This window comes from Rhodopila sp., from assembly GCF_965276935.1.
Taxonomy (GTDB): Bacteria; Pseudomonadota; Alphaproteobacteria; order Acetobacterales; family Acetobacteraceae; genus Rhodopila.
This window is the reverse complement of the sequence record NZ_CBDIBS010000003.1, coordinates 1,413,295-1,431,908: the sequence shown is the minus strand read 5'-3', so window position 1 is coordinate 1,431,908 and position 18,614 is coordinate 1,413,295. Positions and strand designations below refer to the sequence as shown.

18 protein-coding genes and 1 tRNA gene are annotated in these 18,614 nt (G+C 64.9%); 7 read left to right on the top strand and 12 right to left on the bottom strand.

Annotated elements, in window-relative coordinates:
• Positions 1 to 247: 247 nt before the first annotated feature.
• The 9 genes from rnhA to ACQY4S_RS14400 all read right to left on the bottom strand — a co-directional run bounded on the left by rnhA (position 248) and on the right by ACQY4S_RS14400 (position 6,903).
• Complete coding sequence (rnhA, locus tag ACQY4S_RS14440; RefSeq protein WP_428485887.1) at positions 248 to 730, bottom strand: ribonuclease HI; 483 nt, start codon at positions 728 to 730, stop codon at positions 248 to 250.
• On the bottom strand, positions 720 to 1,679 hold the full coding sequence (locus ACQY4S_RS14435) for a homoserine kinase (protein ID WP_428485886.1): 960 nt from the start codon (positions 1,677 to 1,679) through the stop codon (positions 720 to 722). Before ACQY4S_RS14435 ends, rnhA begins: the two co-directional genes overlap by 11 nt.
• Positions 1,680 to 1,687: 8 nt before the next feature.
• Complete coding sequence (locus ACQY4S_RS14430; protein ID WP_428485885.1) at positions 1,688 to 1,993, bottom strand: ETC complex I subunit; 306 nt, start codon at positions 1,991 to 1,993, stop codon at positions 1,688 to 1,690.
• 36 nt (positions 1,994 to 2,029) lie between these two features.
• Positions 2,030 to 2,106 (bottom strand) — tRNA-Pro (locus ACQY4S_RS14425).
• A gap of 88 nt (positions 2,107 to 2,194) precedes the next feature.
• A complete protein-coding gene (locus ACQY4S_RS14420) occupies positions 2,195 to 2,680 on the bottom strand; it encodes a DUF192 domain-containing protein (protein ID WP_428485884.1) in 486 nt (161 codons plus the stop codon).
• Positions 2,677 to 3,777, bottom strand: a complete 1,101-nt coding sequence (locus ACQY4S_RS14415; protein ID WP_428485883.1) for an acetoin utilization protein AcuC — start codon at positions 3,775 to 3,777, stop codon at positions 2,677 to 2,679. The genes ACQY4S_RS14420 and ACQY4S_RS14415 overlap by 4 nt, the downstream gene beginning before the upstream one ends.
• 78 nt (positions 3,778 to 3,855) lie before the next feature.
• The gene (locus ACQY4S_RS14410; RefSeq protein ID WP_428485882.1) at positions 3,856 to 5,727 is read right to left on the bottom strand and encodes a hypothetical protein; all 1,872 of its coding nucleotides are present in this window, start codon (positions 5,725 to 5,727) and stop codon (positions 3,856 to 3,858) included.
• Between the two features lie 83 nt (positions 5,728 to 5,810).
• Positions 5,811 to 6,761, bottom strand: a complete 951-nt coding sequence (locus ACQY4S_RS14405) for a mitochondrial fission ELM1 family protein (RefSeq protein WP_428485881.1) — start codon at positions 6,759 to 6,761, stop codon at positions 5,811 to 5,813.
• On the bottom strand, positions 6,754 to 6,903 hold the full coding sequence (locus ACQY4S_RS14400; protein WP_428485880.1) for a hypothetical protein: 150 nt from the start codon (positions 6,901 to 6,903) through the stop codon (positions 6,754 to 6,756). Before ACQY4S_RS14400 ends, ACQY4S_RS14405 begins: the two co-directional genes overlap by 8 nt.
• A 268-nt stretch (positions 6,904 to 7,171) precedes the next feature.
• Here ACQY4S_RS14400 and ACQY4S_RS14395 point away from each other — a divergent pair, with 268 nt between their 5' ends.
• From ACQY4S_RS14395 to ACQY4S_RS14365, 7 genes are all read left to right on the top strand, one after another.
• Positions 7,172 to 8,101 carry an allantoinase PuuE gene (locus ACQY4S_RS14395; RefSeq protein WP_428485879.1) on the top strand — a complete coding sequence of 310 codons (930 nt, stop codon included), beginning with the start codon at positions 7,172 to 7,174 and terminating at the stop codon, positions 8,099 to 8,101.
• 12 nt (positions 8,102 to 8,113) lie between these two features.
• Complete coding sequence (locus ACQY4S_RS14390; protein ID WP_428485878.1) at positions 8,114 to 9,085, top strand: glycosyltransferase family 9 protein; 972 nt, start codon at positions 8,114 to 8,116, stop codon at positions 9,083 to 9,085.
• The gene (locus tag ACQY4S_RS14385; protein WP_428485877.1) at positions 9,058 to 10,467 is read left to right on the top strand and encodes an MFS transporter; all 1,410 of its coding nucleotides are present in this window, start codon (positions 9,058 to 9,060) and stop codon (positions 10,465 to 10,467) included. The genes ACQY4S_RS14390 and ACQY4S_RS14385 overlap by 28 nt, the downstream gene beginning before the upstream one ends.
• Before the next feature lie 285 nt (positions 10,468 to 10,752).
• Positions 10,753 to 12,792, top strand: a complete 2,040-nt coding sequence (locus tag ACQY4S_RS14380) for a Hint domain-containing protein (RefSeq protein WP_428485876.1) — start codon at positions 10,753 to 10,755, stop codon at positions 12,790 to 12,792.
• Between the two features lie 265 nt (positions 12,793 to 13,057).
• Positions 13,058 to 14,251, top strand: a complete 1,194-nt coding sequence (locus tag ACQY4S_RS14375) for a CaiB/BaiF CoA transferase family protein (RefSeq protein WP_428485875.1) — start codon at positions 13,058 to 13,060, stop codon at positions 14,249 to 14,251.
• A 101-nt stretch (positions 14,252 to 14,352) separates the two neighbouring features.
• On the top strand, positions 14,353 to 14,925 hold the full coding sequence (locus tag ACQY4S_RS14370; RefSeq protein ID WP_428485874.1) for an NADPH-dependent FMN reductase: 573 nt from the start codon (positions 14,353 to 14,355) through the stop codon (positions 14,923 to 14,925).
• An 8-nt stretch (positions 14,926 to 14,933) separates the two neighbouring features.
• Complete coding sequence (locus tag ACQY4S_RS14365) at positions 14,934 to 15,395, top strand: VOC family protein (RefSeq protein ID WP_428485873.1); 462 nt, start codon at positions 14,934 to 14,936, stop codon at positions 15,393 to 15,395.
• 357 nt (positions 15,396 to 15,752) lie between these two features.
• Here the strand turns inward: ACQY4S_RS14365 and ACQY4S_RS14360 are convergent, their stop codons facing one another.
• The 3 genes from ACQY4S_RS14360 to ACQY4S_RS14350 all read right to left on the bottom strand — a co-directional run bounded on the left by ACQY4S_RS14360 (position 15,753) and on the right by ACQY4S_RS14350 (position 18,533).
• Positions 15,753 to 16,685, bottom strand: a complete 933-nt coding sequence (locus ACQY4S_RS14360) for an aldo/keto reductase (RefSeq protein WP_428485872.1) — start codon at positions 16,683 to 16,685, stop codon at positions 15,753 to 15,755.
• 78 nt (positions 16,686 to 16,763) lie between these two features.
• The gene (locus tag ACQY4S_RS14355) at positions 16,764 to 17,759 is read right to left on the bottom strand and encodes a glutathione S-transferase family protein (RefSeq protein ID WP_428485871.1); all 996 of its coding nucleotides are present in this window, start codon (positions 17,757 to 17,759) and stop codon (positions 16,764 to 16,766) included.
• A 30-nt stretch (positions 17,760 to 17,789) separates the two neighbouring features.
• A complete protein-coding gene (locus ACQY4S_RS14350; RefSeq protein WP_428485870.1) occupies positions 17,790 to 18,533 on the bottom strand; it encodes a DUF1194 domain-containing protein in 744 nt (247 codons plus the stop codon).
• Positions 18,534 to 18,614: the final 81 nt, after the last annotated feature.

Genomic DNA, 18,614 nt, shown 5'->3' with positions numbered 1-18,614 from the left:
ACAGCCAAGCCTACGACGGCCAAACCCTGCAACGGACGGTGAAGTGAAAACTGGACCACGATGGCGCATCGCTATCGAAAACTGATTAAAGCTCCCTTAACGCCTCGCCATCGTTAACGAGCACGATGGTTCACCCCGTCCTCCAGTGGCGGGATGTCGTCGAGCGAAATGGCGTTTGCAAGTTATCCTCCGATGCACGCATCGCATCGCAAGGCAACGATAGTCATGGCTCAACCGGGCACCGCACCTAGCCGCCAAACGCTGCCCGGCGAGCGGCCGTGGCAAGCTGGTCAGCGCGTTCGTTGAACACGTTGCCGTCGTGGCCGCGCACCCAGCGCCACTCCACCCGGTGCACCGTGGCCGCCCCCAGGATACGCTTCCACAGGTCGATGTTCGCCACCGGATCACCAGTGGAACTCCGCCAGCCCTTGCGCACCCAACCGGCGCTCCAGCGCGTGATGCCGTTGCGCACGTACTGGCTGTCGGTATGGATCACCACGTGGCAGGGACGCTTCAACGTCTCCAGCGCCGTCGCCGCCGCGGTCAGTTCCATTCGATTGTTGGTCGTCGGCGCCTCGACGCCGGAAAACTCCTTGACCACGCCGCGGAACGTCATGATCGCCGCCCAGCCGCCTGGCCCGGGGTTCGGCTTGCAGCCGCCATCGGTCCACACCTCCACCACCTGATCGGGATCAGGCGGCAGCGACACCACGATGTCGTCAGAGGCCATAGGCTTGGCCACCGGTAGCGGACATGTGGAACCGCAACCGGCGCAAATACTCCAGCGGGTCCTTCCGGGTCACCATTGCCCCCGGCGGCGTATTCAGCCAGTCGTACAGCCGTGTCAGCAGGAAGCGAATCGCCGCGCCCTGACACAGCACCGGCAACGCCGCCTGCTCCGCCGCCGACAGCGGCCGGACGGTATTATAAGCTGACAGCAGCGCATGCCCCTTGGTGACGTTGAACGAGAAGTCCGCTTCGAAGCACCAGGCGTTCAGGCAGACCGCGATGTCATAGGCCAGCAGGTCAGTCGCCGCGAAGTAGAAGTCGATCAGCCCGGAAAGGCGATCATCCAGGAAGAACACGTTGTCGGGGAACAGATCGGCATGGATGTGACCATCCGGAAGCCCCGGCGGCCAGCCAGCCAGGATCGCCCGCAACGCCGCGTCCAGTTCCGCTGTCAGCCCCGGCTGCACCTCGTCCGCCCGTTCCCGAATGCGGTTCAGCAGCGGCATCCATCCGGCCGGGCCCAGTGCATTGACCCGTCTGGGCGCATAATCCGTCCCCGCCAGGTGCAGCGCCGCCAGCGCCGCGCCCAATGGGCCGCAGTGGTTGACGCGCACGCGCCGCGGCCAGACGCCAGGCAGGAACGTGGTGATCGCCGCGTGCCGCCCGCACAGGTTTCGCAATGCCGATCCGTCACGCCCATGCACCGGCTGAGGACACACCAGCCCACGTCCCGCCAGGTGCTCCATCAGTCCCAGGAACCAGGGCAGTTCGTCGGGATCAACCCGCTTTTCGTACAGCGTCAGGATGAAATCGCCAGCCGTGGTGCGCAGTGAGAAGTTGGAGTTCTCCACCCCCTCGGCAATACCGCGGAAGGCGACAACCGTGCCGATGTCGTAACCGGCCAGGAACGTCCTCAGGGCATCGTCGGTGACTTCCGTATAGACCGCCATCCGGTCGGTCAGTGCGTCCAGTTCTCGGACCGGCCGTAGCGGAAGTTATCGGCGTAGGCCTTCGGCTTGATGCGGCGGACCTGCGACAGTTCGACCTCGTACTCCAGACCGGCGCGTTCGGCGTAGGCGATGGCTTCCTCACGCGTCTCGAATGTCAGCTTGACCTGGGTCTGGGTGTCGCCGCCGCCGGCCCAGCCCATCAGCGCGTCGGGACGCCGAGCGCTGGTCGGCATGAATTCCAGCGTCCAGGCATGTGTCTTGGCCCAGCCGGACTGCATGGCGGTCTTGGGAGGCTGAAAGATGCGGGCCCGCATGAAAATATCTCCGTAACGAATAGTTGCCGCGTCAAATGGTCGGGGCGGCGGGACTCGAACCCACGACCTCCTGTACCCAAAACAGGCGCGCTACCAGGCTGCGCCACACCCCGACTGAAACCCGCGCGGAACCTATGGGCGGCGACGTGCGGATGCAAGGTTTATGCTGCGGCGACGTGCGACGCCAGCCCGGATCGCGACCTACTGTTGCGCATTGCCGAAAATCCGCTGATGGATGACATCGCCGACACGGATGTTCAGCTTGGCGGTAATGCCGGCTTGCAGTTCCAGTACCGCACGCACCGGGCCATGGCTGCTGATGATCGCCAGGCTGCGCGGTGTGGTGTTCTCGGCGATCGCCCGGATCGTGCCGTTGGCGTTGATGAACACCATGTCCAGCGGCACCAGGGTATTCCGCATCCACATGTTCGCGGGCCGCGAAATGCCCCAGTCGAACAGCATGCCGCCATCGGCCGGCACCGACGTGCGGAACATCTCGCCCACGGTCTGCTGCTCCTGGGTCGTGGCCATCTCCACCTTGAACGGATGCGACACGCCGTCTTGCGTGACGATCACCAGTTTTTCCTTCGGCAGTTCAGGCTGTGGCCCATTCGGGTCTGGCTCCTGACCAAGCGCCACGGCGGTTGGCAGGGCGACCAGCAGAGCCAGGACAAAGCGCCTATTCATGCAGATGGAGTCTCCTCGGTCAGTTGCCGTACGACATCGCGGACCGGACCGACGCGAGGCGGGTCCAGCAGCGTGGTCAGCCAGTGTTGCGGCGGATTGCGCCCGGCCGCCCGATCATAGCGCAGCCCGCGGAGTCCGGCCTCGGCTTCGGGCGGCAGTCGGTCGGGGATCGGAAAATCGTTCAAGGTGCCCCAGATCAGCGCCCAGCAGCGGCCCACGGTCCAGGGGTTGTAGCCGCCGCCGCCGAGTACGACCAGCCTCGGCGCCAGCGCCATGACCGCCCGCGCCACCGCCCGATGCGCGTTGTTGGACAGCGACAGTTTCGCCAAGGGGTCTTCCTCCAGCGCGTCCGCGCCGGCCTGCAGCATGATCGCCTGCGGCTGGCGCTGCGCGATCAGCGGCAGTACGGCGTGCTCGATGACCCAGGCGAACTCGGTGTCGTTGCAGCCGGCGGGCAGCGGAAAGTTCCGCGCGGCACCGCCCGCCCGGTCGTCCGCCGCACCGGTGAACGGCCAGCGGGCGCCTTCATGCAGGCTGATGGTGAACACCCGCGGGTCGTCGTGGAAGGCGTCCTGCACGCCGTCGCCGTGGTGCGCGTCGATATCCAGGTAGACGATGTTGTCCAGCCCCAGGTCCAGCCAGGTCAGCAGCCCCAGCACCGGGTCATTCAGGAAGCAGAAGCCGGAGGCGCGATCCGGCCGTCCGTGATGCGTGCCGCCGCCGGGGCAGTGGACGATCCCGCCATCCGCCGTCAACCGCGCCGCCAGCATCACGCCGCCGGCGGAGATGGCGGGGCGGCGGTAGACCTCCCGGTAGACCGGGTTGCCCTCGGCGCCGATGCGGAACCGGGTGCGGACCGCGTCGCTGACCGCCTGATCCGCCTCCGCCTGGCGCAGCGCCGCGACATAGGCGGGATCATGGAAGCGGGTCAGCGCCGCTTCTTCCGGCATCGGGGCGTCACGGTAGACCGCGTCCGGCAGCCAACCGAGGGACCGGCACAGGTCGGTGCACACCGACACCCGCGGCACGGCGAGCGGGTGCTTCGGGCAGTAGCTCGAATTTCGGTAGATCTCGCTGCCGATATACAGGGGGGTCACGGGTGGGGCGTCTCGCGGGGCGGTTTCAGGAATTCCACATGTTGATCCGGCGCCGGCTTGGCAAAGTCGCCCGCGTTCTCAGAAACCGAACATGTGATCGAGCGAGAACCCGCCTGCCTCGTCCATCAAGCCGTGATAGCCGAACAACCGGCAGGTCGGATCACGCACCAGCACGTAGCCGCCATCGCCGGCCGCTTCCAGCGCGGCGGTATCGAACGCCAGATGGGGCCACACCATGGCCGAGCCCGAACAGGCAATTTCCAGCGGCGCCTGCGCGATCATCGCGCCCGATCCGTCGTGCAACTGCAAGATCGTGGCGGAGACCGGATGCCATGGGCCGGAGGCCGGGTAGATCAGCGCCGCGAAGCTGTGCCGCCGGCTGTCGCCCAGCTTCAGGAACAGCCGGGTGGACAGGCCGGGCGGCGGCCCCGCGTAGGATTGCGGCTCGTCGCGATAGGTCATCGCGGTGTTGAAGATGTGCGCGCCGAAACTCGATTCCGCGACATGGCCGGAGTGCCGGTCCTCGTAGCGGAACAGCGCGTGCAGCCAGCCATCCGCCTCGCCGCCGTCGCGGAAGTCATAGACTAGTTCGGCATGGCCCGCCTCCAGGTCGAACTGCTCCAGGTCCAGCGCCAGGCTGCGGTCGCGCGGCAGATTGCCGAGGAATGTCTCGGCGCGCTTTATCCCGGCCTGGTCGAAGACATCCAGCCGGATCGGCAGGTCACGCTGGGTGGTCGCCATCGGCGTCGGCTGGACGATGCTGCGGAAGCGCGACTTCGGCAGGATCGGAAATGGCAGGATGTAACCGCGGCCGAGTTCGGCGGGCAGCGTCGGGATCATCGGATCAGGCCGCAGATTGTCGCGTTCGACGTTGACGTGCGCGATGCGCACCCGATCCTGCCGGGTCACCTCATAGCGCGGGCGGACCACGTGCCGGCCGGCGCGCAGTTCGATCTGCCCAGGCCAGCGCAAACCCGGAAGGTAATCCGCCACATCCAGCGCGACGGTGGCGAACGGACCGACCGGCTGGTCCAGCGGAACCGGCTGCTCCGCCCCCATGCGATCCAGCGCGATGCTCCCGGCTGGGATCGGCACCGCATGGCTGTTCTGCAGCCACACCACGACCTTCTCGTCGGGCCGCGGCGCCGGCAGGCCGGCGAACCGGTCGGATGGCCAGGCATTCGCGTCATGCGTGCAGGACAGCGACGCACCGTTATCGGCGGCGTAGGTATCCAACGCGTACTTCACCACGTCATGGCCGGCGACGCCCACGGCGTGAATGAACAGTTGCCCGATGAACGGATCGAGCCCGAACCGCTCCCTGACGGAGCGGCTGTCGATCGAGAACCCGCCAGGGCCAGCGGGCAGCGCCTGTTCCCAGGTCGCCAGAACCGCGCCACCGCTATCGAACAGGCGCAGCCATAGCCGCACCGGCCCGGCGCCGTAGCTTGCCCAGTAGTTGGCGGATGCCACCCGGGTCGAAAGCCCGTCGGCCTCCCGGAAGAAGGCGAAGTTCGTCGCGAAGTTCAGCTTGTCCAGATAACGGTCGCGGTTGCTCAGCAGCGCGTCCGGCAGCCGAACCTCGTCCAGCGTCAGCACGCTGGCACCTGGCGGCAGCATGGGGGCGATGCGGCTGGCGATGCGGCCGGCGTCGAACGCGGCGATCAGGACCGTGCGGCACCCGCTTGCTGTCAGATCCGTCAGCGCCCCGGCCGTCACGCCCGCTCGCCGTTGCCCAACCAACGTCACATCGTGCACGAACAGACGGTCGATCAGCGTCGGGTACAGCGCGATCAGGGCATCGGCGATGCCGTCTGGATCATACAGCGCGACCGGCCCCTGCAGCCGACCATACAGACGCGCGATTGCTTCCGCGGCCAGCGGATGTGCCAGCGCCTTGTAGATGACATTGCCCCCGGCGCGGGCGTCGAACGTGTCGATTTGCAGCATGAACCTCGAATCCTGGGATCTGCGGAAAAATAACGGCTTTGGATCAGGCACGGTCGCCAACCGCTCCTTATAGGGTCAGGTCCCTACAAGCCCAGCCGGTGGCGCATCTCGGCGGCGGCCATCGGCGTATCATTCAACGGCGCCACCGGCCACTGCGTGAAGCGTCCTGCAAAGGCACGGATACGATTTTCTTCCATCATGGTCTTCAGGAACAACGCCTGCCGATGCGACCGGCCCGGCAGGGGAACGAACAGCACGGGTGCGGTGGTGGCCGAGGCCTCGGAAATCATGGATACGCTGTCCTGCGTGACGATGATCATGTCCGCCAGCGCGAGCATCCCGAAATAGGGGTTTTCGCCCGCGCCATCCCACACCCAGCCGCCGATTGGGGCGAGGGCGGCGCGGAGCTGAGCGGTCACCGCCGGATCGGTGCGGCGGGACGGTGTGACGACAATCCCCACCTTGTCGCGCCGAACCATTGCCGCCAGGTCCGCCGCCAGCTTCGCACCCGCGTCGCGGTCCAGGCGGTATCGTCCGTTGCTGCCGCCCAGCAGGACAGCGACCAGTGGGCGTCTGTAGGCGGCGAAGCGGTCCCGCCAGGCCGCCGCCGCGGCCAGCAGCCGTTGCTGTGTCACGCGATGCAGCGCGGTGCGGATGACGAAGACGTTCGGCCCGGTCAGTTCGTCGTGGCGGTTGGCGATCAGCAGGTCGAAGCGCCTGATGTCCATCCTTGGGTTCTGCACCTGAACCACCCGCGTCGATGGCCGGCGCAGTGCCGCCAGCACGGCACCCGCCATGCCGCCGCAGCCGATCGCCAGACCCGGCAGCGGCGCCTTCACCGCGTCGGCGACCGCGGCCAGCGGGTTGGGCCAGAACTTGGCGGCGATCCATTTCCACGGCGCCGCCGGTTTCAGCACCCGCGCCTGCGGCGACAACCCGGCTGCCTCGGCCAGGCCGAGGGCCTGCGCCTGAAGGCCGGCCAGGCCCTCGGTGATAACCCAGGGCGACAGCCGGGATGCGCCGATATCAGACATCGGCGGGCTGTTCGGCCCGCATCAGGTCGGCGGCCGAGGCAAAGCCCAGGCACCCAGCCGGATCACCTCGCTCGGCCGCCGTCCGAACCCGGCCGCTCGCTACCAGGCCGCCGCCGCTGGCCAACAAGGTCCGTCGTCGCATGGCTCAGGCCTCCTTGCCTTGGGGATACATCCCCGTGGGGACACATTCATACGCCGAAGCCAGGCCGATCGGCCTGGTCGCCGGCGTGCGCGCGGGGGGATCACGTCCAGACGACAACGCGGCTTTATCCCCAGGACGCCATATCCCTACCCGGCGCCCTGGATGAACGAGATCGCTACGATCCGCAACGGCGAAAGCGGACGCCAGACGGTTCCACCACACTCAGGTCGGCTGTATCCTGCCGGTCGCACGGCAGGGAATACCGCACATGGACCGCGATCTGCTTGGGTACGGCGCGCATCCGCCCAACCCCGACTGGCCAAACCAGGCACGCCTGGCCGTCAACTTCGTGCTGAATTTCGAGGAGGGATCGGAACCATCGGTCCCCGACGGCGATCCGGCGTCGGAGTGGGCACTCACCGAATATGGTGGCACCAATCCCGGCGTGGTCGGACGCGACTTGGCGGCCGAGGGGATGTTCGCTTACGGCAGCCGGGTCGGCTTCTGGCGCATCCTGCGGCTTTTCCAGGAGCGCAACCTGCCGCTGACGATCTTTGGCTGTGCCCTGGCGCTGGAGCGCAACCAGCCGGCGGCGGCGGCGATCAGGCAGGCAGGCTTCGATATCTGCTGCCACGGCTGGCGCTGGGAAAAACATTTCGAGTTGGCCGAAGAGATCGAGCGGACGCGGATCGCCCGCGCCGTTGCCTCGCTCCGGCAGACCATGGGCGAACGTCCACTCGGCTGGTACTGCCGCAGTGGGCCAGGGGTGAACACCCGCCGCCTGCTGGTCGAGGAGGGTGGATTTCTGTACGATTCGGATGCCTATGACGATGAGTTGCCATACTGGACGAAGGTGGAAGGCAAGCCGCATCTGGTTGTTCCATACAGCCTGTCCACCAATGATTCGAAATTTGGCCGCGGCACCTTCGCCACCGGCGACGATTTCTTCCACTATTGCCGCGACGCGTTCGACTTCCTTTACCAGGAAGGCCGCACGCAGCCAAAGATGATGTCGATCGGATTGCACATGCGCATCATCGGGCATCCGGCGCGCGCCGCCGGCCTGCAACGGCTGCTGGATCACGTCGCGCGGTTCGATGGCGTCTGGATTACCCGCCGGCTGGATATCGCGCGCCACTGGGTAGCCCGATTTCCCCCACCGGTTGCCCCCATGGTTGCCGACAAGCCAGCGTGCTGATACGGGAAATTCATGGCATCGCAGGACATTCAGGCCAGCGATGGTCTTCCCGCTCCCGAGCAGGTTCGGCAGAACATCCTGGTGATCAAGCTGGGGGCGTTCGGCAATATCATGCTGTCATTGGCCGCCTTCGCCGCCATCCGGCTGCACCACGCCACGGCGCGGATCAGCGTCCTGACGACCGCCGCCTATGCGGATTGGCTCGCCACGTTCCCTTACTTCGACCAGGTGCTGGTTGATCCGCGGCCAGCCTGGTGGGACCTCGGCGGCGTCGGTCGGTTGCGGCGAATGCTGACCACGGGCCAATTCAATCGGATCTACGATCTGCAGACGTCCAGCCGCTCGTCCCGCTATTTCCATCTGTTTCCGGCCAAGCATCGGCCGGAATGGTCCGGCATCGCCTTCGGCTGCAAGCTGCCGGACCGCGATCCCCGGCGCAACATGCTGCACGATACCGAACGTCAGCAGGGCCAGTTGCGCCAGGCCGGGATCAGCGTCTTCCCGCCGGCCGACCTGTCCTGGTGCCGCGGCGAGATCGGGCGGTTCGGCCTGCCGCCCGACTTCGCCCTGCTGGTACCCGGCAGTTCCCCGAACCGCTTGGCCAAGCGATGGCCCACCGCCCGGTATGAGTCGCTCGCGCGTGCCCTGACGGATCGTTGCATCACGCCGGTCGTCATCGGTGCATCGGCTGAAACGCCGCTGGCGGCGGCGATCCCCTCCGCCATCGACCTGACCGGACAGACTGGCTTGGGAGACCTCGCGGACCTGGCGCGCGGCGCGCGCTTCGCCGTCGGCAATGACACCGGACCGATGCACCTGATCGCCACCGCCGGGTGTCCCGCCGTCACGCTATTTTCCGTCGACTCGAACCCTGCTCAGTGCGCGCCGCATGGCCGCTGGACACGCGTGCTGCAGCGCTCCGATCTGTCCGATCTGCCGGTCGATGCGGTGCTGGCGTGTCTGCCCGAGCCGGTCGTCGCCTGATGCCGGATGTCTCGCCTCCGGTCAGAACCTCGATCGAGATACCGGACGGCGTGCCAATGCCGCAGCGGATGTGGGCGATTCTGACCATTGCGCTCGGCCTGACCCTCGCCGTGCTGGACGGCGGCATCGCCAACGTCGCCCTGCCAACCATCGCCCGCGAGGTTCATACCTCCCCGGCGAATTCGATCTGGGTGGTGAACGCCTACCAGCTCGCGGTCACCATCTCGCTGCTGCCGTTGTCGTCGCTGGGTGAAATCTACGGCTACCGGCGGATCTATCAGGCCGGCCTGGTGCTGTTCACCTTCGCTTCGCTGGCCTGCGCGCTGTCGTCATCGCTGCCGACCCTGATCGGGGCGCGAATGCTGCAGGGTTTTGGCGCCGCGGGGATCATGAGCGTGAACGGCGCGCTGATCCGCTTCATCTATCCGCGGCGCTGGCTGGGACGCGGCGTCGGACTGAATGCCACGGTGGGTTCTATCGCCTCGGCGCTTGGGCCGACGGTCGCGTCCGGCATTCTGGCCGTGGCGCCTTGGCCGTGGCTGTTCGCGGTGAACGTGCCGCTGGGCGTCCTGAGCGCGGTCATCGCGCTGCGCGCCCTGCCGATGACGCCGCTGTCCGGCATCCGGTTCGACCTCACCAGCGCGGGCCTTCAGGCGGTTTCGTTCGGCACCCTGCTGTTCGGCGTGTCGGAACTGGGTCACGGCGACTCATGGGCCCATGTCGCCGTGGCCCTGGTCGTTGCCGTGGTATCCGGCTTCATGCTGGTGACCCGGCAAATGAGCCGCACCGCCCCGCTGCTGCCGGTCGATCTGATGCGGATACCGCTGTTCGCGCTTTCGGTCGCCACCTCGATCTGTTCGTTCATCGGCCAGTCCATCGGCCAGGTATCGATGCCGTTCCTGTTCGAGCATCGCTTCGGCATGGACCAGGTGATGACCGGCCTGCTGATGACCCCCTGGCCGCTGATGGTCGCGGTCGTGGCACCCTTCGCCGGGCGTCTGGCGGATCGCTATCCGGCCGGCTTGCTGGGCGGCTGCGGCATGACGGTCATGACCGTCGGCCTGCTGGCCATGAGCCTGCTGCCGGATCACCCGACCACCTGGGATATTGTCTGGCGGATGACGGTGTGCGGCCTCGGCTTCGGCTTTTTCAACACGCCGAACAACCGCGCGATCATTACCTCGGCGCCGCCGATCCGCAGCGGCGGCGCGAGCGGCATGCAGGCAACCGCACGGCTGCTGGGCCAGTCGATGGGTGCGGCGCTAGTGGCGTTGGTGTTCACGGCGTTTCCGCTGAACGGCACGACAGTTGCCCTGTTCATTGCTACCGGCGCCGCCGCGGTGGGTGCCTGCGTCAGTTTCAGCCGGCTGGCGGCGGCGTGATGCTTTCTATCGAAACGATAAATATATCATGATGAATATAATACTGGAGAAATAACCTCCTGCGGAGGCAGTACACGACGTATAGTCATACCGATTTAGTATCAAAAAATGCCACCCTCGCAAGCATAACTGCTGCAATCTCCATGGTCCTGTCGCTCCCGGCAAGTCCCGTTCCTTACGAATACCACCCGAAACGCTATTTCGATGTGGATAATCACCGCGAATTTTATAATCTTCCTTCCGGCGATGATAGGCTTGGCAACAAGGCCGGATGGAAGGAATGAAATGACGACTTTAACGGTTGGAACCGGTAGCGGGTTTGACTACGGCACCTTGGCCGGCGCCATCGCGGCCTCTGGAAACGGCGACGTCATCCGGGTGCAGGCAGGCACCTACACCAACGATTTCGCCACCATTACAACGAGCATCGCTATCGAAGGCGTTGGCGGCATGGTGAACCTGGTTGCCACCGAGGCGCCGCCAAACCGGCAGGGCATCCTGACCATTGGCACGCCGGGCGCCACCGGCCCCGATGTCACCCTGTATAACATGTCGTTTTCCAGCGCCGCGATTTCCGGCGCGGATGGGGCCAACGCCGCCGGCATCCGCTACAAAAGCGGCAACCTGACGCTGAACAACACCGACTTCACCAACAACCAGGATGGGCTGCTGGCGGACGCCGATCCAACCGGAAACATTACAATCAACAACTCGCAGTTCGCAGAGAATGGCGGTCCGTCAGGCCAGACCCACAATCTTTATGTCGGCGGCATCCAGCAACTGACGATCGACAACAGCTATTTCTACGATCCCCTGGTCGGCCACGACATCAAGAGCAGGGCGGCAAACACCACGATCGAGGATTCCCGGATCGACGATCCGAACGGCACCGGCAGCTACGAGATCGACCTTCCAAACGGCGGCAACGCCGTCATTCGGGACAACGTGATCGACAAGGGCGCCGGGGCCCACAACGCGAACTTCATCTCGTTCGGGGCAGAAGGCGGCCTCCACGCCGGTTCGACGCTCAGCGTGACCGGCAACACGGTCATCAACGATTATGGCTCGAACGCGAACCTGCTGGTGAACGACACCAACATACCGGCCAGCGTGACCGGCAACACCGCCTATGGACTGAAGTCCACCCAGATCGCCGAGGGACCGGTTGCCACGCCGGAGACCAATACGCTGGCGCCTCAATCCAGCGAACCGCCGCTGGATACCTCCGCCGCATACTTGCCGGTCGCGTCGTTCTCCTTCGCCTGCTTCGCCGCGGGCACGTGCATCCTGACCACCGACGGCCCGGTGCCGGTCGAGGCGCTGCGTGTCGGACAGGAGGTCGTTGTCGTCCGATCGGACAACGAGACGCCGGGTCAGCAGGGAACGCGATCCATTCACTGGATCGGCCACCGGCACATTGATCTCGCGCGTCATGCCGATGCCGAGCTCGCTCGGCCCATTCGCATCCGCGCAGACGCGTTTGCCGACGGTGTGCCGCTGCGCGATCTGCTGCTGTCGCCCGACCACGCGATCTACCTCGACGGCCTGCTGATCCCGGTCCGGCTGCTGCAAAACGGCGCGACCATCGTGCGCGAGGATCGTCTGCGCGCCGTGCGATATTTCCATGTGGAGCTTGACCGGCACGACATTCTTCTGGCCGAAGGTCTGGCGACCGAAAGCTATCTCGACACCGGCAATCGCTGGCAGTTTGAAAACGTTGGCAGGTCGCTGCTGCTGCATCCCGACCTTACGGCCGATGATGGACAGGCGCGCCGGGAATTATTCTCCTGTGCTCCGTTCACGGCTGATGCCGCGCGCGTGGAACCGGTGTGGCGGCGGCTGGCGGACCGTGCGTCGCAACTGGGACACGTGATAGCCGATCCGGCGACTACCTCCGATCCGGCGCTGCGTCTGCTGGTCGACGGTCAAGAACGTTGGCCCGTCACGACGACCGATGGTTGCCATATTTTCGTCCTGCCGCAATCCGCCGCGTCGGTTCGCCTGATTTCCCGGGCAACCGCACCCTGCCACGTCATGCCCTGGATCGAGGACCGCCGGCGGCTCGGCGTCGCGGTCGGACGCATCGTTCTGACCAGCCCGACGGAGGCTTGCGATATGCCGGCCGACCATCCGTCGCTGACGGAGGGATGGTGGCCGCATGAGCGCGATGGATCCAGACTTTGGCGCTGGACGGATGGCAATGCGATGTTGCCGTTGCCGCCGGGCGTGGCGATCGTCGAAGTTCATCTGGCTGGCGAAAACACCTACCAACTCGCGGCGGAGGCCAATCAGGCGGTGACACCAAAGCTGTTGATGGTGGCGTGATGGCGGTCCGTATCACGACCGGCACACCCCTGGACGGCATAGGGCCGGTCTGGCAATAAAACAACAAACCTTCCGCTCAACCACAACCAAGCTGTCAGCTTTAATGAAAGCAGGCTGATGGCCCATCACGGTCTCAGCGGGCTTGCCTCGACGACTTCCGGCAATTGTCAGCTCATCCCGCGGTCAACCGCCTGGGTCTTTGGCACTGTCGCCATGCAGCGCAAGAAGCCGTATCGTCCGAGGAAATTTCGATACGAGGTTCCCGATGACAACACCCCTGGCCGGCATTATTGTTCTGGACTTCGGCCAGATCTACCAAGGCCCCTACGCCACCATGCTGATGGCCAAGGCCGGCGCCGACGTGATCAAGATCGAGCCACCGGGCGGTGAGCCGCTACGCCGGCGGGTGATCGCGACAGGCGGCGACACCACGCTGCCGATCGCCATGCTGAACGCCAACAAGCGTGCGGTCACACTCAACCTGAAATCGGCCAGTGGAAAGAACCTGCTGAAACAGATGGTCGCGCGCGCCGATGTGCTGCTGGAGAACTTCGCGCCCGGTACGCTGGACGGCCTGGGCGTCGGCTACGACGTGCTGCAACAGGTCAACCCAAAGCTGGTCTACGCCACCGGCACCGGCTTCGGCATCAGCGGCCCAGACCGCGATAATCTGGCAATGGATTTCACCATCCAGGCGGCATCCGGTATCATGAGCGTCACCGGCGATCCCGATGGGCCGCCGATGAAGGCCGGCCCGACCTTGGTGGATTTCATGGGCGGCATCCATCTGTATGCGGCCGTGGTGTCCGCGTTGCTGCAGCGGGTAACCACCGGGCAGGGCCAGTTGGTCGAGGTGGCGATGCAGGAGACTGTCTATTCGACCCTTGCGTCCAGCTACGACTACCACCTGCGCACCGGCAAGGTGCCGCCGCGTGCCGGCAACCGTCAGGCCGGGCTGGCCAGCGCCCCATACAACGCGTTCCAGACCAGGGACGGCTGGGTTGCCATTCATGTGGTCACCGAAGCCCATTGGCAAAACCTGCTGCGGGCCATGGGCCGGGACGATCTGCTGGACGATCCACGCTTCAGCACCAATCCAGCGCGCACCGAGAACATGGCGGCGACCGAGGCGCTGGTTACCGCCTGGACCCTCGGCCTTGGCAAGATGGAGGTCGCCGCCGTGGCCAAGCGCTACAAGATCCCCGCCGCCCCGGTGCGCAACGCCATCGAGGTCATGAACGACCCGCATATGCATGAGCGTGGCATGTTGCAGCGAATCGACCATCCCTCCCTGGGGCCGATCATCGTGCCGAACTCGCCGTTGCGGCTGCATGGCGCTGACCGGGTCGATCCGCTGCCGAGCGCGTCGCTGGGTCAGCACAATCTGGATGTTTATGGCGATTGGCTGGGTCTGGGCGCGGACGGGGTGCGACAGCTCGAGCATGAGGGGGCGATCTGAATGGGCGCTTGCCCGACGTTGCCGATCCCGTTCACCTGTTCCGGATTGTCACGCGGAACTAGCCGACAAACCGTATCAACCGTGCATCAAGGAAGTGATTCATGACGACACTCCGTTTCCTCGGCATTTCCGGCAGCCTTCGCGCCGGTTCGTTCAATACCTTCGCGCTTCGCGCCGCGCGGGAGCTTGCGCCTGAGCAGGTCTCGATCGAGCTTGCGGATATCAGCGGTATTCCGCTGTACAATGATGATGTTCGGATCGCTGGGATGCCGCCGTCCGTCGTGGCGCTGCAGTCCGCGATCGCGGCGGCCGATGCGGTGATCATTGCGACACCTGAGTATAACTTCTCGGTGTCCGGGGTGCTGAAGAACGCCATCGACTGGATTTCGCGCACCGATCCCCAGCCATTTCGCGACAAGCCGGTCGGCATCATCGGCGCCAGCATGGGCATGGCTGGCACCGCGCGGGCCCAGTATGACCTGCGCAAATCGTTCCTGTTTCTCGACGCCCATGTACTGAACAAGCCGGAAATCATGATCGCCGCGGCGCACACCCGCTTCGATGCCGAGGGACGCTTGACGGATGAGGCAACGCGGGGCTTCCTGAAGGCCATGCTTGTTGCATTGCGCGACTGGACGCTGCGGCTGCGGAACTCGGCCACGATATCGGTTTAGGAGGCACCATGTCTGTTTCCCAGGAAGATCGGCGGCCGCGGCTGGTTGGCCTCAATCACATCGCGCTCGAGGTTGGCGACATCGAGGAGGCGCTGAATTTCTATGGACGCATCTTCGACATCCGGTTGCGCGGCCGAGTGGAAGGCGCGGCTTTCATTGATATGGGGGATCAGTTCATCGCGCTGATGCAGGGACCGGTGCGCGCCGCGTCCAGCCATCGTCATTTCGGCCTTGTGGTGGATGATCGCGCCGCAGTTCGGACGCTGGCCGAAGCAGCCGGCGCGGAGATGGTGGATGGCCCGTTCCTCGACTTCCTCGACCCCTGGGGGAACCGGGTGGAGGTTGTTGGCTACGGCGATATCCAGTTTACCAAGGCGGACCATGTCTTGCGCGGCATGCAGCTTGCGCTGCGGAAGACGGATGCTGCCATCAGCGAACTGGCTGCCAAGGGCATGGCGCCGGCGGTGTGATACCAGCTCGCGAACGTCCTGATTCTCCGCGCAGTCCGTGTTCGCCGATCGGCGTTGGTCATGATGGCAGAACAACGATGACCGTCGGCCAGACCTCGTGCTGGTTGCCAGCCCTCGTGCTGGTTGTATGAGAGGACATTCCGCTACGGCTGTCATGCTTGGATGCTCGCCCAGTTTGACTCTCACACTACCAGGCTTTGATAGCACAAGTGACGTTTATAGTAAACGCCGGACGCGTGTCAGATTTTCATGCGCGAAGGCCTGAACATCCCCATCAAAGGCAGCCAGCAAGCGACAGTTACTAGACTGTCCCGGGCCAATACAAGCCAGGGTGAAAACGATAGACTTGGACGACCCTCAGATCCGATCAACTTCGGCTAATTCCTCCGCCGTCAGCACCCAGGATCCCGCCTTGACGTTCTGCTCAAGCTGCTCCGGCCGCGTTGCTCCGGCAATCACGCTGGCCACCGGACTCTGTGCCAGCAGCCACGAAAATGCGAGCTCCAGCATTGTCCGTCCGCGCGTCTCGGCGAAGTCACCCAACTTCTCCGCCATCACCCAGTTCCGCTCGGTCAGGTACCGATCAGCCAGCCGCTGCGTGCTGGCCAGCCGCGTTCCCGTCGGCAGCGCCATGTTGCGGCGATACTTTCCGGTCAGCAAGCCACTGGCCAACGGAAAATACGGCAGTAGCCCATAACCCAGCTTCCGCGCCGCCGGCAAAAGCTCGGCTTCCGGCGCGCGATGTACAAGCGAATACTCATCCTGACAAGAAACGAATCCGTTCAACCCCACTGAGCGCGCGGTCCAGGCTGCCTCGGTCATCTGCCACGCGGGAAAGTTGGAGCAGCCGGCATAGCGCACCTTGCCCTGCCGGATCAGGTCGTCCAGCGCGCGCAGGCTCTCCTCGATCGGCGTCCGCGGGTCGGTCTGGTGCATCTGATACAGGTCGAGGTAATCCGTCCGCAGCCGCCGCAGGCTGTCTTCCACAGCCGCCATGATATACCGGCGCGATCCGCCCAGCTTCTCCCCGCTGTCGTCCATCGGCATGGCGAACTTCGTCGCCAGCACGATCCGCTTGCGGTCATCGCCCAGGATGCGGCCCATCAGTGTTTCCGATCCGCCGCGTTCGCCATACACATCCGCGGTGTCAAACAGCGTGATACCCAGATCGAGCGCCTTGTGGATCACCGCCTTCGTCGCGGCCTCATCAATTCGGCCGCCGAAGTTGTTGCAGCCGAGGCCGATCGTCGACACGCGCAGGCCCGACTGGCCGAGGTTGCGAATTTCCATGATGCCCTGGCTCCAACAAGTGTTGACAACAGCTTCACCGCATGGGCACCCAACGTCAAATCGCCGCCAGGCAAATCGTCAGAAGACGATCAGCTTGTCCACATCCCGGCCACGCTCCGCCGGCAAATCGAAATCCAGCGCAGGCCCCACGGGAACGATACCGGTCGGATTGATGTTTCGATGACTCATGTAGTAATGCCGCTTGATGTGACCTAGATCGACAGTGGCCGCGACACCGGGCAACTGGAAGATGTCCCGCGTGTAGGCCCATAGGTTTCGGTAATCCACGATCCGCCGGACGTTGCACTTGAAGTGGCCGTAATAGACGGCATCGAACCGCACCAACGTCGTGAACAACCTTATATCCGCCTCGGTCAGCGCGTCGCCGCACAGATAGCGGGTCCGCGACAGCCGGTCCTCCAGCCAGTCCAAGGTGGCGAACAACGGGCCGACCGCTTCCTCATAGGCGGCCTGCGTGGTTGCGAACCCGGCCTTGTAGACCCCGTTGTTGAGGGTGTCGTAAACGCGCTGGTTGATCGCGTCGATCTCGGCTCGCATCGGCTTCGGATAGAAGTCGCCCGGCCGGGCGCCCACCGTGTCGAACGCACTGCCGAACATGCGGATGATGTCCGCGGATTCGTTGTTCACGATCGTCTGGGTATGCTGGTCCCACAGCACCGGAACCGAGGCGCGGCCGGTGTATTCGCCGTCCGCCCGGGTATAGAGTTCATGCACGAAATGGCTGTTGTATAGCGGGTCATGGACCACATGCTCGCCGGGCGCGAAGGTCCAGCCCTGGTTCCCCATCAGCCAGTGCGTGACCGAGACCGGTATCATCGCCTCCAGTCCCTTCAGCGCTCGCACGATCAGGGTCCGGTGCGCCCACGGACAGGCGAGCGACACATACAGATGATACCGCCCCGCCATCGCCGCGAAGCCGTCCGTTCCGCTGTGCCCCGGCCGCCCGTCTGGCGTGACCCAGTTGCGGAACGCGCTTTCCTTCCGTTCAAAGCGGCCATCTGGCCCTGCCTCGGGTTCATGCTCGTGCCATGCGCCGTTGATCAGCAATCCCATTGGTATCTCCCTGTGTCGCCCGCGGCCGAGTTACCGGGTGGCCGCGAACCGGTTCCCGTCGGGTTGGGCGGCGATTTCACTGACCAGCTTGTGAGTCATGGCGTCGCCGAAGGTCGCGAAGTCATGTATCTCCATCACGAAGCTGCCCGGACCGCCCACGACATTCTGGCGGTAATAGTTGGCCAGCCCGCCCGGCGGCTGCACGTGCGCGAAGGTCCAGGAAACCGGATGGTCGTTGATGATGGTCAGGCCATTAATGGTGATGCCCACCTTCAACGCATCATCGCGCGCATCGCCGACCTCACGCCCGGCGTTGTTGGTGCCGTCACCGCACACGTCGATGACATGGCGGGTCGCGTTGCCCCCGGTCTCGGTCAGCAACTGCACCGCCTGATCGATGCCGGCACTGATCGCGGTGCGGCCCCAGAAGGATCGCGGCGCGGCGGCAAGCTGGTCGGCGAACGCCCGCGCCGAGGCCGCATCCCGGATCACCGTCCAGTCCAGCACGGTGCGGACCTCGAAGCTGCTGGCGAATTCAAGGTAGGCGACCGCGATCTTGCCCACCGGACCACCCTTGATCGCTTCCAGCACGCGCTGATTGGTGAAGGCAACACTATAGCCGTCCTTCTCCAGCTTGAACTCGCTGTCGTCGATGCTGCGTGACACGTCGGTGACCAGCACCAGCGCGACATCCACGTCCTCGGCCTTTGCCGGCGGTGCGGCGGACATTGACAGGAGCATGATAACCAACGGAACCAAGACGATCCGACCCATCGGCGCAGTCCTCCTGCTGTTGATCTGACGCCTTGCCGCGCCTGCTCGTCAAAGGAAAACAGCCCTGCCCCGACCGTGCAA

Coding starts and splice junctions, on each gene's coding strand:
- rnhA (WP_428485887.1), bottom strand. CDS start 730: ATGGCCTCTGACGACATCGTGGTGTCGCTGCCGCCTGATCCCGATCAG.
- ACQY4S_RS14435 (WP_428485886.1), bottom strand. CDS start 1,679: ATGGCGGTCTATACGGAAGTCACCGACGATGCCCTGAGGACGTTCCTG.
- ACQY4S_RS14430 (WP_428485885.1), bottom strand. CDS start 1,993: ATGCGGGCCCGCATCTTTCAGCCTCCCAAGACCGCCATGCAGTCCGGC.
- ACQY4S_RS14420 (WP_428485884.1), bottom strand. CDS start 2,680: ATGAATAGGCGCTTTGTCCTGGCTCTGCTGGTCGCCCTGCCAACCGCC.
- ACQY4S_RS14410 (WP_428485882.1), bottom strand. CDS start 5,727: ATGCTGCAAATCGACACGTTCGACGCCCGCGCCGGGGGCAATGTCATC.
- ACQY4S_RS14405 (WP_428485881.1), bottom strand. CDS start 6,761: ATGTCTGATATCGGCGCATCCCGGCTGTCGCCCTGGGTTATCACCGAG.
- ACQY4S_RS14400 (WP_428485880.1), bottom strand. CDS start 6,903: ATGCGACGACGGACCTTGTTGGCCAGCGGCGGCGGCCTGGTAGCGAGC.
- ACQY4S_RS14395 (WP_428485879.1), top strand. CDS start 7,172: ATGGACCGCGATCTGCTTGGGTACGGCGCGCATCCGCCCAACCCCGAC.
- ACQY4S_RS14390 (WP_428485878.1), top strand. CDS start 8,114: ATGGCATCGCAGGACATTCAGGCCAGCGATGGTCTTCCCGCTCCCGAG.
- ACQY4S_RS14380 (WP_428485876.1), top strand. CDS start 10,753: ATGACGACTTTAACGGTTGGAACCGGTAGCGGGTTTGACTACGGCACC.
- ACQY4S_RS14375 (WP_428485875.1), top strand. CDS start 13,058: ATGACAACACCCCTGGCCGGCATTATTGTTCTGGACTTCGGCCAGATC.
- ACQY4S_RS14370 (WP_428485874.1), top strand. CDS start 14,353: ATGACGACACTCCGTTTCCTCGGCATTTCCGGCAGCCTTCGCGCCGGT.
- ACQY4S_RS14365 (WP_428485873.1), top strand. CDS start 14,934: ATGTCTGTTTCCCAGGAAGATCGGCGGCCGCGGCTGGTTGGCCTCAAT.
- ACQY4S_RS14360 (WP_428485872.1), bottom strand. CDS start 16,685: ATGGAAATTCGCAACCTCGGCCAGTCGGGCCTGCGCGTGTCGACGATC.
- ACQY4S_RS14355 (WP_428485871.1), bottom strand. CDS start 17,759: ATGGGATTGCTGATCAACGGCGCATGGCACGAGCATGAACCCGAGGCA.
- ACQY4S_RS14350 (WP_428485870.1), bottom strand. CDS start 18,533: ATGGGTCGGATCGTCTTGGTTCCGTTGGTTATCATGCTCCTGTCAATG.